This is a genomic window from Faecalibacterium prausnitzii, assembly GCF_003287405.1.
In the GTDB taxonomy this organism is placed as follows: Bacteria; Bacillota; Clostridia; order Oscillospirales; family Ruminococcaceae; genus Faecalibacterium; species Faecalibacterium intestinale.
Window position 1 is genome coordinate 49,657 of the sequence record NZ_PRLD01000006.1, and the last position, 13,254, is coordinate 62,910.

Annotated in this window: 12 protein-coding genes; 5 read left to right on the forward strand and 7 right to left on the reverse strand. The window is 56.7% G+C overall.

The annotated features are described in order from the left end of the window. The first annotated feature begins 157 nt into the window (after window positions 1–157). Together C4N24_RS07330 and C4N24_RS07335 are read left to right on the forward strand one after the other, a co-directional pair. On the forward strand, window positions 158–775 hold the full coding sequence (locus C4N24_RS07330) for a Type 1 glutamine amidotransferase-like domain-containing protein (protein WP_005930833.1): 618 nt from the start codon (window positions 158–160) through the stop codon (window positions 773–775). Window positions 776–1,038: 263 nt separating this feature from the next. Continuing rightward, window positions 1,039–2,631 (forward strand): recombinase family protein, encoded by a 1,593-nt coding sequence (locus tag C4N24_RS07335; protein ID WP_242983213.1) that lies wholly within the window; start codon window positions 1,039–1,041, stop codon window positions 2,629–2,631. 172 nt (window positions 2,632–2,803) lie between these two features. Here C4N24_RS07335 and C4N24_RS07340 read toward each other — a convergent pair whose 3' ends face one another. Beyond that, complete coding sequence (locus tag C4N24_RS07340) at window positions 2,804–3,157, reverse strand: cupin domain-containing protein (protein WP_112090905.1); 354 nt, start codon at window positions 3,155–3,157, stop codon at window positions 2,804–2,806. Window positions 3,158–3,299: 142 nt separating this feature from the next. On the opposite strand from C4N24_RS07340, the gene C4N24_RS07345 reads away from it, so the two are divergent. Both C4N24_RS07345 and C4N24_RS07355 read left to right on the forward strand, forming a co-directional pair. Next, on the forward strand, window positions 3,300–3,632 hold the full coding sequence (locus C4N24_RS07345) for a winged helix-turn-helix transcriptional regulator (protein ID WP_005943481.1): 333 nt from the start codon (window positions 3,300–3,302) through the stop codon (window positions 3,630–3,632). Window positions 3,633–3,974: 342 nt separating this feature from the next. Beyond that, on the forward strand, window positions 3,975–5,318 hold the full coding sequence (locus C4N24_RS07355; protein ID WP_112090907.1) for an MATE family efflux transporter: 1,344 nt from the start codon (window positions 3,975–3,977) through the stop codon (window positions 5,316–5,318). A gap of 193 nt (window positions 5,319–5,511) precedes the next feature. On the opposite strand, the gene glpK is transcribed toward C4N24_RS07355, so the two are convergent. From glpK to C4N24_RS07380, 5 genes are all read right to left on the reverse strand, one after another. Continuing rightward, the gene (gene glpK / locus C4N24_RS07360; protein WP_112090908.1) at window positions 5,512–7,014 is read right to left on the reverse strand and encodes a glycerol kinase GlpK; all 1,503 of its coding nucleotides are present in this window, start codon (window positions 7,012–7,014) and stop codon (window positions 5,512–5,514) included. Window positions 7,015–7,309: 295 nt separating this feature from the next. After that, a complete protein-coding gene (locus C4N24_RS07365; protein WP_112090909.1) occupies window positions 7,310–8,683 on the reverse strand; it encodes a sigma-70 family RNA polymerase sigma factor in 1,374 nt (457 codons plus the stop codon). 51 nt (window positions 8,684–8,734) lie between these two features. Continuing rightward, window positions 8,735–9,736 (reverse strand): elongation factor P 5-aminopentanone reductase, encoded by a 1,002-nt coding sequence (gene ymfI, locus C4N24_RS07370; protein ID WP_242983214.1) that lies wholly within the window; start codon window positions 9,734–9,736, stop codon window positions 8,735–8,737. A 242-nt stretch (window positions 9,737–9,978) separates the two neighbouring features. Continuing rightward, window positions 9,979–10,479 carry a nucleoside deaminase gene (locus C4N24_RS07375; protein ID WP_112090910.1) on the reverse strand — a complete coding sequence of 167 codons (501 nt, stop codon included), beginning with the start codon at window positions 10,477–10,479 and terminating at the stop codon, window positions 9,979–9,981. 13 nt (window positions 10,480–10,492) lie between these two features. Then, complete coding sequence (locus tag C4N24_RS07380; RefSeq protein WP_112090911.1) at window positions 10,493–10,882, reverse strand: CPBP family intramembrane glutamic endopeptidase; 390 nt, start codon at window positions 10,880–10,882, stop codon at window positions 10,493–10,495. Window positions 10,883–11,082: 200 nt separating this feature from the next. Here C4N24_RS07380 and C4N24_RS07385 point away from each other — a divergent pair, with 200 nt between their 5' ends. Continuing rightward, complete coding sequence (locus C4N24_RS07385) at window positions 11,083–11,940, forward strand: DegV family protein (protein WP_112090912.1); 858 nt, start codon at window positions 11,083–11,085, stop codon at window positions 11,938–11,940. 514 nt (window positions 11,941–12,454) lie between these two features. Here the strand turns inward: C4N24_RS07385 and C4N24_RS07390 are convergent. Beyond that, on the reverse strand, window positions 12,455–13,228 hold the full coding sequence (locus C4N24_RS07390; RefSeq protein WP_112090913.1) for a TSUP family transporter: 774 nt from the start codon (window positions 13,226–13,228) through the stop codon (window positions 12,455–12,457). Window positions 13,229–13,254 lie beyond the last annotated feature (26 nt).

The following is a 13,254-nucleotide window of genomic DNA, read 5'->3' on the forward strand; positions in this document are numbered from 1 at the left end:
TGTGCCAAGGGGTCAAGCCCCTTAGAATCCCTGCGGAGCGTGTACGCACGTACGCAGAAAAATGGCAAAATTTCACTATATCGGGGTGTTCTTTCATGGTGGAGTGTGGTATACTCGGCTTAGCCCAGTAAATCGGAGTTTGACGAGGTAAAAGAATATGAATGGAAAACATCTATTTCTTACATCTGCAGGGTTGACCGATAAGATGAAAGAGAAATTCTTTGATATTATTGGAAAGTGTCCGAAGGATGTGAAAGTGCTTTATATTCCAACAGCTGGCATTGAAACAGATGGTGCAAGAGAGTCGCTTGCAATATGTTTTCATGAACTCTTTCTAATGGGAATTCAGTACGAAAATATATTAGTGTACAATCTGGAATTAATTCTTTCAAAAGACTATCAAAGAACCTATTCTTCGTATGTTACAACCCCGTTTATGCTTACAAGGCTATTAACTTTTGAAGAATTAAACCAATTTGATGCTGTTTTTGTCAGTGGTGGTGATGTATCTGTGCTTTGTCGTGAAATGTCTAGAACTGGTTTTGATAGAATACTTAATAATGCAATTAAAAACGGACTTATATATGTCGGAATCAGTGCAGGAAGTATGTATGCGGCGGGAAATTTAACAGATGGATTACATATTATTGACAATCCTATTATCCCCCATTGGAATGGTTCTGAAACAACAGTATTACCGAACGGCAAAGATGAGATTAAGCTTGCTGATGGAAAAGCTGTTTATGTAGAGGATAATTACATGAGTGTAATATGATGCACATGTAGGATTAGTCAAATTCCAGTTTGCCGTACTCGTTCCAGCAGGGTTTGGGGCAGGCACGCCCCAACAAGAAGCTGTCCCAAAGTGGCAAGAATTTTCAAGAATTGAAAATTTGTGGCCACGGGACGATTCTTGCTCTCAGCTTTTTCGCTGCGTTTCGCAATTTTCACATTTCAATCTGCTCGCAGATTGTTGACAAGCTGCGCTTGACCCGATACTATAAAGGCAAGTCGAATACGCGCCAAGGAGGTGCAACCATGACCGCCGTGATCTACGCCCGCTATTCTTCCGACAGCCAGCGCGAAGCGTCCATTGAAGGGCAGCTGCGCGACTGCAAGGACTACGCCGAGAAGAACGGTATCACCGTGGTCGGCACCTACATCGACCGTGCCTACTCCGCCAAGACGGATGACCGCCCGGACTTCCAGAGGATGATTAAGGACAGCGCAAAGAAAATCTTCGATGTAGTTCTGGTCTGGAAGCTCGACCGCTTTGCCCGGAATCGGTTCGATGCCGTGAACTACAAGTACCAGCTGGAAAAGAACGGCGTCCATCTGGTGTCTGCCATGGAACCCATTTCGCAGGGGCCTGAAGGCATTATGGTGGAGAGTATGCTTATCGGCATGGCGGAATACTATTCCGCCGAACTTGCCCTGAAAGTAGCGCGCGGTGAGCGCGAAAATGCCCTCCAGTGCAAGTACAACGGCGGTATCGTTCCGCTGGGCTTCACCATTGGCAAGGAGGACAGACTGTACCATATCGACCCGGAGACGGCTCCCATTGTGCAGGAGATTTTTACCCGGTACGCCAACGGCGAGCCTGCCGAGAAAATCGCAGCATCCCTGAACGAGCGAGGGCTGCGCACCCGTACCGGCAAGCCTTTTGTCAAGAACAGCTTCTTCCAGATTTTCCGGAACCGCCGTTACATAGGTGAATACCGATATAAGGACATCGTGACACCGGGCGGCATTCCGGCCATCGTGGACGAGGACTTGTTCGACCGGGTGCAGCAGCGTTTCGAGCAAAATAGGATTGCCCATGGTCGACCCGCAAAAGAGGATGTGAGCTATCTGCTGACCACCAAGCTGTTCTGCGGCAAGTGCGGCACCCTGATGGGCGGCGAGAGCGGCACCAGCCACATGGGAAACACCTACTATTACTACAAGTGCGGCAACGCCAAACGCCACGGCAAGGCGCATTGCGACCTGAAAGCCATCCGCAAGGAGCCGCTGGAACGGTTCGTGGTGGACACTGCCATTAAGGTGATTTTCAGCGATGAAATCATCGAACGGCTGATAGATTTGGTCATGGAAGCCCAGCAGCAGGAGAACACCCGGCTGCCTGTTCTGAAAGAGCAACTCCGGGATACGGAGAAGCGGCTGGCAAACCTTCTGGAAGCCATTGAACAGGGCATCCTGACCCCGACCACCAAGCAGCGGTTGGACGAGCTGGAAGCCCGGAAAGAAGCCCTGAACACCAGCATTTTGGAAGAAGAGCTGAAAAAGCCCGTCCTGACCCGTGAGTGGATTCGGTTCTGGCTTGAAAAATTCCGCAAGGGTGACGTGGGCAGCACGGAACACCAGCGGCAGATCATTGATACCTTTGTCAACTCGATCTACGTCTTTGATGACCGGGTCGTGCTCAATTTCAACTTCACGGACGATTCCAAAACCATCTCCCGTGAAGAGGTGTTGGGTTCGAGTGCTGTGGAGAATGCTCCACCAAAACAAGAGTCCCTGACTTCGGTCAGGGGCTTTTTTGTTGCGTCATCCACTAACCCACGTCAAAGCAGGTCGGTACAGGACTCGAACAGCACGTGCCGAGCGCAGCGAAGGCAATCAAAGCCCTAGCAGGGCTTTGATTAGTGCGCGGTTTCCAACGCGTAGGAATGTCTACCAAGAAAGATGCCGCTAGACCATTCGGTCTGGGGATTTTTTGTTGTGACAGGACGAGAATAAAAATAAGCAAAGGCAGAGTATCACTATGGTAGTGGTATCCTGCCTTTTGTTTTGATATGTTTTATCAGTAGATCACAGCATCCGTTGCAGTATAGCCTTCGAGAGAATTCTCCTTGACCTGAATACAAATATAAGTGATCTCAGAATTGCTTGCAGCAAAGAACTGACGTTTTGCCACGGGAGAAATCCTCAGCCAGTCGCCTGCTGTAAGGCTGATTTCTTCGCCATCGATAACGACCTTGCCTTTGCCGGAAAGAACACCGTAGATTTCCTCATTTGCCTTGTGGGAGTGGACAAACGGAACATTTGCTCCCGCAGGAAGCGTATTCAGGCTGATCTCCGCACCAGTCAGGGCGAGCTTTTCATGAAGCTCCGTCCGATTTTCTTTTCCAACTGTCATTTTTGTGTAGCTTGCCATTGTAAGCACCTCCATTTTGATTCGCAATCTTTCATTGCCTGCGCTAAGTATAGAAGCTCGCACATTCAAAAACAAGTACGCACCTTTTTGTAACTGTACACTCAAAAATAAATGTGCTATACTATACACAGAGGTGACTGATATGCGTACAAAAGAAGAACTGCCGGAATGTCCGGTTGCAACAGCAGTATCCCTGATTGGCGGAAAATGGAAACTCTTGCTTCTGCGCAATCTGAAAGAGCGCCCATGGAGATTCAATGAGTTGCAAAGAAGCATCGATGGAATCTCGCAGAAAGTTTTGACCGAGAGCTTAAGACAGATGATTGATGATGGGCTTGCCTACCGCCGTGATTATCACGAGAACCCTCCCAAAGTAGAATATGGGTTGACCGATCTCGGAACGGAAATGTTACCAATCGTCAATGCACTTGCAGACTTTGGCAATTACTATAAATCAGTCGTTGATCGGTCATGATCGATATTATGAAGCAGGGCTTGGGGCTTCGCACGCCCCAACAAGAAAGCTGTCCCAAGGGGCTGGAAATTTTCAAGAATTGAAAATTTGTGACCACGGGACGGTTCTTGCTCTCACGTTTTCCCTCAACTTTTGCAATTATTGTTGAAGAAGTTTTAGGTTCGACTGCTGTTGACAATGCTCCACCACATCCCCAGACCATTCGGTCTGGGGATTTTTTGTGGTTGGCAGTAGCAGGACGTCTGCCTGTCAATTCCGGCATCTTGGGGTGTATTTTTTTGACGGGTGTGGTATACTTGGATTTGACTCAGAAGAGCAATAAATTTCAGAAGGAATGGAATCATGTCAAAGGATGAATATCTGATCACCGATGCGCCCCTGAAAGCGCTGACGGTTTTTGCAATGCCGATGATCCTCGGCAGCTTTTTCCAGCAGGTCTACAACATGGCCGACTCCATCATCGTCGGTCAGTTTGTTGGTTCCTCCGCGCTTGCGGCTGTCGGTGCCTGTGCTGCGCTGACCAACGTTTTTATTTGTGTGGCGCTTGGTGCCGGTGTGGGTGCAGGCGTGCTTGTAAGCCGCTATTTTGGTGCCAAAGACTATGGCAAAATGAAGACCATCGTGTCAACATCCCTGCTCAGCTTTTTGATCCTGAGCATCGTCCTTGGCGTTTTTGGCTTTTGCTTTTCCCATTCGATGATGAGCGGCTTGCAGACCCCTGTCGACATTCTGGAAGATGCAGTGCTGTACCTGCGGGTCTATTTTGCAGGCTTCCCGTTCCTGTTCATGTACAACATCCTTTCCACCATGTTCACCTCTATCGGGGAATCCAAGATCCCGCTGGGGCTGCTGATCTTCTCGTCTATCCTGAATATCTTTATGGATCTGTGGATGGTAGCCGGTCTTGATCTCGGCGTGTTCGGCGCAGCCCTTGCGACCCTGATCGCACAGGGCATTTCTGCTGTGTTCTCGCTTTTGATCTTCTTTGCGCGGATGCGGCGGTACAAAAGCCCCTTTCACTGGTTCGACGGGCAGGAGCTGCAGTCCATGCTTCGCCTTGCCGTCCCGTCGATTTTACAGCAGTCCACCGTGTCCATCGGTATGATGATCGTGCAGGCTGTGGTAAATCCCTTTGGCACACAGGCACTTGCAGGGTATTCGGCAACGATGCGGGTAGAGAATGTTTTCTCCCTCATCTTTGTATCCATCGGCAATGCCGTTTCACCCTACGTTTCCCAGAATCTCGGCGCAAAGAAAACCGATCGTCTCAAAAAAGGCTACCACGCCGCACTGATTCTGGATCTCTGCTTTGCCGTTCTTGCATTCGTGGTCATCGAGACCCTGCACACCCAGATCTCCTCGCTGTTCTTGGGCAAGGACGGAACCGCGTTGGCTTATCAGGTGTCCGGTGATTACATGAGATGGCTCGGCTATTTCTTCATCTTCATGGGCATCAAGATGGCGACCGATGGCGTCCTGCGCGGGCTTGGCGTCATGCGCCCGTTTCTTATTGCCAACATGGTAAACCTTGCGATCCGTCTGTCCGTTGCCCTGATCTGCGCACCGCGTTTCGGCATCGCCTTTGTCTGGCTTGCCGTCCCGGCGGGCTGGCTGGCAAACTTCCTTGTCTCCTATGCGGCGCTCAGAAGATCGTGGCCCGCAGACAATGCGGCTTCCACCCGATAACCTCTGTTTCTGGCAAAGTTTGGAACTTCGCACCCCTTGATCAAAGCCTCTGACCTCGGTCAGGGGCTTTTTTGCTGCGTCATCCACCCGTCCATGCTGGAGCGGAACGGCACAAAATACCCCCGGCAGGCTATCGCTCTTGCGGCGGCAGCCTGCCGGGGGTATCGCGTTATCCTGTCAGAAGTTTTCTGCCTTACACCTCGTGCTCCGCCCAGTCCTGACTGCGGCCCACGGCCTTGTGCCAGCCCTTGACCAGTTTTTCCCGCTGGGCAGCGTCCATTTTGGGCTCAAACAGCTGGTTGCAGCTCCACAGGTGGCTGATCTCCTCCCGGCTCTTCCACACGCCGGTGGCAAGACCTGCCAGATACGCCGCGCCAAGGGCGGTGGTCTCCCGGATGGCGGGGCGCAGCACCTCCTTGTTCAGGATATCGGACTGGAACTGCATCAGGAAGTGGTCGCGGCTGGCGCCGCCGTCCACCTTCAGGGTGCTGATGGTGATATCGGTGTCCTTTTCCATCGCCCACATCAGGTCGGCGCTCTGGTAAGCGATGGATTCCTCTGCCGCGCGGATGATGTGGTTCTGGGTGGTGCCGCGGGTAATGCCCAGAATGGCACCCCGGGCATACATATCCCAGTAGGGCGCGCCCAGACCGGTAAAGGCTGGCACGATGTACACGCCGCCGTTGTCCGGCACCTTCTGGGCGTAATACTCGGAATCGCAGCTGTCTTGAATGAGGTGCATCCCGTCCCGGATCCACTGGATGACCGCACCGCCCACAAAGACAGAGCCTTCCAGCGCATACTCCACCTCGCCGTCAAGGCTGATGGCGATGGTGGTGACCAGACCGTTCTTGCTCTGGTAGATCTTATTGCCGGTGTTCATCAGCAGGAAGCAGCCGGTGCCGTAGGTGTTTTTCACGTCGCCGGGCTTAAAGCAGCCCTGCCCGAACAGCGCAGCCTGCTGGTCGCCCGCAATACCGGCTACCGGCACATCCACGCCCTGAATGTTGGTGTAGCCGTATACCTCGCTGGAGTCTTTCACACTGGGCAGGATGCAGCGGGGGATGTCCAGCGCCTTGAGCAGGGTGTCGTCCCAATCCAGCGTGCGGATGTTGTACAGCATGGTGCGGCTGGCGTTGGTGCGGTCGGTAACGTGCACCTTGCCGCCGGTCAGCTTCCAGACCAGCCAAGTGTCCACCGTGCCGAACAAAAGCTCCCCTGCTTCGGCCTTTTCCCGTGCACCGGGGACGTTCTCTAAGATCCACTTGATCTTGGTGGCGGAGAAATAGGCGTCCGGCACAAGGCCGGTGTTTTCCCGGATGTAGTCCGCCATGCCGGGGGTCCGGAGCAGCTCGTCCACAAGGGGTGCGGTGCGGCGGCACTGCCAGACGATGGCGTTATACACCGGGCGTCCGGTGTTCTTGTCCCACAGGATGGTAGTCTCGCGCTGGTTGGTGATACCGATGCCCGCAATGTCCCTGGGGTCTACGCCGCTTTGGGCAATGACCTCGTTCATCACGCCGTACTGGCTGGACCAGATCTCCATAGGGTTGTGCTCCACCCAGCCCTGATGGGGGTAGATCTGCTCAAATTCCCGCTGCTGCACGCAGACAATGTTCTGCTCGTTGTCAAACAGGATTGCCCGGCTGCTGGTAGTGCCCTGATCCAACGAGAGGATATATTTGGTCTGGCTCATAATGCTCTCTCCTTGCTCTGAAGCTTGAGCGCAAAACAAAAAAGAGCGCACCAAACAAAGCCATCTGCTCTGTCTGTCGCTCTCCTGCTCTGCGCAAACATATTCTGTGCTTATTGTACACGCTCCGCAAGCAAAATACAAGCATCCGCGCAATTTTTGGATATTCCGTACAACACCGCCGCCCCGCCGTTGAACACTCTGCCGAAAGACATTTAAAATGCGCTCCTCCTCTCCCCTCCTCTTATAAAAAAGGATAGCGGAACACCACCGGTGTTCCGCTATCCCAAAATTCATATCACTCGATCAGGCCGTTGAGCAGGGTCAGGCACTTGCGGCTGTGCAGCTTGCGGATGGCCTTGGCCTCGATCTGGCGCACACGCTCGCGGGTGACGCCGAAGTCGCGGCCGACCTCTTCCAGCGTGCGGGGACGGCCGTCGTCCAGACCAAAGCGCAGACGGATGACCTTTTCCTCGCGGGGGGTCAGGCTCTTGAGCGCCAGATTGATCTGCTGTGCCACCATGGCGCGGTCGGCTGCCTTGCCGGGTGCTTCGGCGTTTTCGTCAGCAACGAAATCGCCCAGAGAGGAATCCTCTTCCTCGCCCACGGGGCTTTCCAAGCTGGCGGGCTCCTGTGCCATGCGCTGGATCTCGCGCACGCGCTCCACGCTCATGTCCATGGCCTTTGCCAGCTCTTCCGGGGTGGGCTCGTGACCGTTCTGGTACACCAGCTGGTTGGTGGCCTGACGCATCCGGTTGATGGTCTCCACCATGTGCACCGGAATGCGGATGGTACGGGCCTGATCCGCGATGGCGCGGGTAATGGCCTGACGGATCCACCATGTAGCGTAGGTGGAGAAGCGGAAGCCGCGGTCGCAGTCGAACTTTTCCGCAGCCTTGATCAGGCCGATGTTGCCCTCCTGAATGAGATCAAGGAAGGCCAGATTATGGCCGACGTGCTTCTTGGCGATGGACACCACCAGACGCAGGTTTGCTTCGCTCAGGCTGCGGCGGGCGTTCAGGCCATCGCGGCGGGTCTTGAGCAGCTCCTGACGGCGCTCCTCGCTCAGAGGGCCGTTTTCCACGGCTTCCATGGCCTTTTCCTCGTCTGCCTTTTCCTCAGCATCCTCGGCGGACTTTTCGCTGTCCTCGTCCAGATCCTCGTTGTAGCTGCGGCTGTTCTCGTCCTCTTCAAAAGAGAAACGGGCGCTGTTCTTCTTGATGTACTCCGGTGCGTCGTACTTCTGGCGGTCTGCCTGCAGAATGTGCGCAGCCTCGGCACCGGCATGGATGCGGCGGCTCAGCTCCACCTCCTGCTCGGCGCTCAGCAGCGGGATCTGACCGATCTGCTTGAGGTAGTTCTTCACCGGGTCATCCAGCAGCTCGTCCATGGCAGCCTTCAGGTCTGCCGGGTTCTCCTCGGCATCCTCTTCGTTTTCATCGGCAAGGCCCATGTCATCGTTGTTGTTCTCGGCGTTCTCCACCTCAGCAATGATGCTGTCCACGTCCAGACTCGGCTCGTTCTCTTCCTCCAGGATCTTGATGCCGCGCTCTTCCAGCAGGGTGTAGAGGGTGTCTACATCCATGCGGCATTGTGCCGCCAGCGCCTTGGCCTCCTGTGCAGAGAGGGTGCCCTCGCCCTTAGTCAACAGTTCCTTCAAAGTCATGCCCATTTTTTCTCTCCTTCCCGCTCCGGGGAAAATCGTGTAATATTGCCCTGTGCATCAGATCACAAGGCCGCCGTTCACCCCGAACACCTGTCCGGTGATGTATCCGGCATCCTCGCCGGCCAGAAAGACCAGCAGCTTTGCAACTTCTTCCGGGGTGCCCAGCCGCCCCACAGGGGTCTCCTCGGCCAGCGCCGCCTTGTCCTCGGCGGTAAAAGCCGCCATCATGTCCGTCTCAATGACCCCCGGCGCTACGCAGTTCACCGTGATGCCGCTGGGGCCTTCCTCCTTCGCCAGTGCCTTGGTCAGGCCGATGAGCCCGGCTTTCGCGGCGGAATAGTGCACCTCGCAGCTGCCGCCGGTCTGGCCCCACATACTGCTCACGGTCAGAATGCGGCCCTGCTTGCGGCGGATCATGCCGGGCAGCGCCAGCTGGCACAGGTGGAACGCGCCGCTCAGGTTCACGTCCAGCATCCGCTGCCACTCCTCCGGGGTGATGTCGGTAAACAGCTTCTGCTGCGCGATGCCGGCGTTGCACACCAGCACATCCACCCTGCCCATGGCCTGCTCCACCGCGTGGAACGCCAGCTCACAGCTGGCGCGGCTGGCTACATCGCACTGGATGGCGATGCACCCGGGCAGCTGCTGTTCCAGCGCAGCGGCAGCGGCGGCATTCTGGTGGTAGAGCACCGCCACCTGATACCCTGCTGCCGCAAAGGCGCGGGCAGCGGCAGCGCCGATGCCCCGGTCACCGCCGGAGATCAGCACCCGGCGCGCCGCAGCGGGCGCGGCAGGGGCAGGCCGTTCTTTTACGGGCTGCGGCGCTGGCTCTTCGGGCTGCGGCGGCGCAGGCGGCTCTGCGGGTTTTTCCAGCGTGATCACCCGGGTGGGTTCGTCCACCACAGGCGCTGCCGGTTTTTCCAGCGTCATGATGCGGGTGGGCTCGTCCGCGACCGGCTCCACCGGCGCAGCCGGCTTTGCAGCCGGTGCGGCAAGGGGCTCCGGTGCGCTCTCTTCCTCCGGCACCTGAAAGGTCAGTTCAAACTCGTCCTCGTACAAGAGTGTATCCCTCCTGTTCGGTATTCTCGGCTCGGCGTAAGTGCGCCCAGCCGGAAAAACCCTGTGCCCATCCCCAGACAGTGCAGCGTTCCGTTCGTATGTCCGGCAAAGGTCCGGTGCTTTGGCGTGCCTGCCTGTGCTTATGATGGGTTTCGACAAGATTCCATTGAATAATATACCACAATCCAGCCCAAAAAGAAAGTGGGAACCGCAATTTTTTACGCAGTTCCCACTATTTTTCCTTATTTTTCCCTGTTTTCGGGCACCGGGGGCTTCCAGCGGGGTCTGCCCGCCCGCTTTTCCCGCAGGGAAACAAAAAACGCCTGCAAAAGCTGCTGCGCTTCGGCCTCCCGCAGCCCCTTTTCCACCACCGGATGGTGGTTGAAGGGCAGCGCGAACAGGTCGGTCACCGAGCCGCAGCACCCGGCTTTGGTGTCGGCAGCGCCGTACACCACCCGGCGCAGACGGCTGTTGATGATGCCGCCCGCGCACATGGGGCAGGGCTCTAAGGTAACGAACAGCTCGCACTCCCACAGCCGCCAGCCGCCCAGCGCCTTGCAGGCGGCATCAATGGCCAGTAGTTCCGCGTGGTGCAAGGCGTTTTTCTCGGTTTCCCGGGTGTTGTGCGCCGTGGCTACCACCTCGCCGTGCCGCGCCACCACCGCGCCCACCGGTACTTCGCCCAAGGCGGCGGCTTTGGCGGCTTCTTCCAGTGCAAGACCCATCAGTTCAAAATCGGTCATGTATCCCATCCTCTCATCCCATCGCCAGCACCAGCAGGTTGTTTGCGCTGTGCAGCAGCATTCCCGGCCAGAGATGCCCGGTGCGGTCGGCAAGCCACCCAAGCCCCAGCCCGCACACCAGCGCATAGACCATGGCGGCGGCGCTGCCGTGCTGCAAGGCAAACAGCACCGCCTGCAAAAGAATGGCCTGTCCCCTGCCCAGCGGCTGCGCCCGGCGCTGCACCGCGCCCCGGAACACCCCTTCCTCCACCAGCGGAGCCAGCAGACAGACCCGGAAAAACCGCGCCGCGCCGCCCGGTGCAGCGGGCAGCAGCACCGCCAGCGCCTTGCCCGCCAGCAGATACCCCACCGCCCAGCCAAAGGCCGAAAGCAGTGCGGCGGTGCGGGGGTTCAGCTTGTGCATGGTCGGTCTCCTCCTGCTATGGTTCGTTCCCGGTTATAGTACCATATCTGCCGCCGGGTGCGCAAGGTTTCGGCGTTCTGTCGTGGCAAATTTATGCAAATTATTGACATATCGCCCTAAATGGTGGTATAATAATTTCCAACCTTTTTAATAAAAACGTTGCTTATACTGTAATTTACCGGTAGACCGGAGGTATTATTATGATCCGTATCCTCACCGATTCCGCGTGCGACATCCTGCCCGCCGAGGCGCAGCAGCTGGGCGTGACCGTGATTCCCCTGAACGTGACACTGGAGGACGGCACCGTCCTGCGGGACGGCATCGACATGACCCCCAGCGAATACTATGCCCATCTGGCAGCCTGCCGCAAGCTGCCCACCACCAGCCAGCCCAGCCCGGAGCAGTTCGAGCAGCTGTATCTGGACGCTGCTGCCGCCGGGGACGAGGTGCTGGGCATCTTCTTGTCCGATGCCCTGTCCGGCACCGGTCAGTGCGCAAGGCTTGCCGCCGACCTTGCCAACGTGGACAATGTGGTGTTCGTGAACACCGAGAACGTCTGTCTGGGGCAGTCTTTGCTGGTGCGGCTGGCTGTGCAGCTGCGGGACGCCGGCAAGACGATCCACCAGATCGCCGCCGATCTGGAAAAGGCCAAGCAGCACCTGCATCTGGTAGCTGCCGTGGACGATCTGAAGTACCTGCGCAAGGGCGGCAGACTGTCTGCCGCCGCCGCTGTGGCGGGCGGTATGCTGGGCATCAAGCCCATCCTCGCCGTCATAGAGGGCAAGGTGGCGCTGGCCGGTAAGGCGCGCGGTCTGCCCGGCGTGTATGTGGCGCTGTTCAAGAAGATCGACGAGATGGGCGGCATCCACCCGGGCTACACGCCGCTGCTGGGCTACACCGTCAACCACCGGGAGCTGCAGCCGCTGCTGACCTACCTGCAGGACAACCTGCATCTGGACGCACCGCTGGTGCGCCAGATCGGCTGCGTCATCGGCACCCACACCGGCCCCGGTGCCTTCGGCATCGCATTCTTTGATAAAGAACTGGTGCTGGAATAAAACCTATATAAAGCAAGAACAAGACGGGCAGCCCGTGGGCTGCCCGACTTGTTTTTTGTGGGGGAATGGGAAGTAATAGCGCTGTTTTGGGATGTGCACCCTTGTTGGCAACACCCTCGCCCTCTCAGGCGCTAACGCGCCAGATTCCCCCTTTTGTCGCTGCGCGACATCTTCCCCCGGCGCGGGGGAAGTCTTTCCTCAAAGGGAGAGCCCTTGGCATAGCGGCAAAGTTTCCAGTCGAACCGCAAGGCTTGCGGTTTCGCCAGAGCCTCTCCCTTTGGGAGAGGTGGATGCGAACGTAGTGAGCAGACGGAGAGGGCGAGGTTGCTTCCCGCAGCACCGCGCTTTCGCAGAAAGCGGCGCTGCAACTGCCGCTTTTCTCTACGACCCCTCTCTGTGAAAAAGTAGTTCCGAAACGCCCGCAGGCGTTTCGGAACTACAAATAAAAATATTCTTTCCGCTACTGATGCGCAAAGCGAACGCGGAGCGCATTCTGAATCGTCCCGCCCTGCCCTTACAGCACCGCGTCCGAGATGAGCTTGCCCAGCAGCAGCACCAGCACCACCAGCATCATGGGGCGGATGAAGCGGGCACCCTTTTTCAGGGCAAAATGGGAGCCAAGCAGGTTGCCCAGAATGTTGCTGACGGCGCAGGGGATGCCGATGTGGAACACCACCAGACCGTTCATCAGGTAGGTGAACAGGCTGGCGTAGTTGCTGGCCAGATTGAGCACCTTACCGTTGCCGTTGGCGGTGCGCAGGTCAAAGCCCATCAGGGTGGTAAAGGCAATGATGGCAAAGGTGCCGGTGCCCGGGCCCATGACGCCGTCGTACAGGCCGATGCCAAAGCCGATGGCCAGCGCCAGTAAGATCTTTTTCAGGTCCAGCGTGCCGTCGTCCCGGTTCTCATCCGGCAGGTTGCGCTGCCACAGGATGATGACCGCCGCCACCGGCAGGATGATGAACATCATGGTGCGCAGCATCTCGTCACTGAGCAGCAGCACGATGTGCGCGCCCAGCGCACTGCCCGCAAAGCTGCCGATGGCTGCAAGGACGCCCACCTTCACGTTTATGGCACCGCTTTTGAAAAAGTTTGCCGTGGCAAAGGTGGTGCCGCAGGCGGCGCTGAACTTGTTGGTGGCATAGGTGTAGTGGGGCGGCAGCCCGGCGAACAGATAGGCCGGCAGACTGATCAGCCCACCGCCGCCGGCTGCCGAATCCACAAAGCCTGCAAAGCCGGTCATCAGCATGAGAAACGCCATCATCCACGGCGAAATCGTGATACCCATTGTTATAATTCCTCTTATCTTTCCAA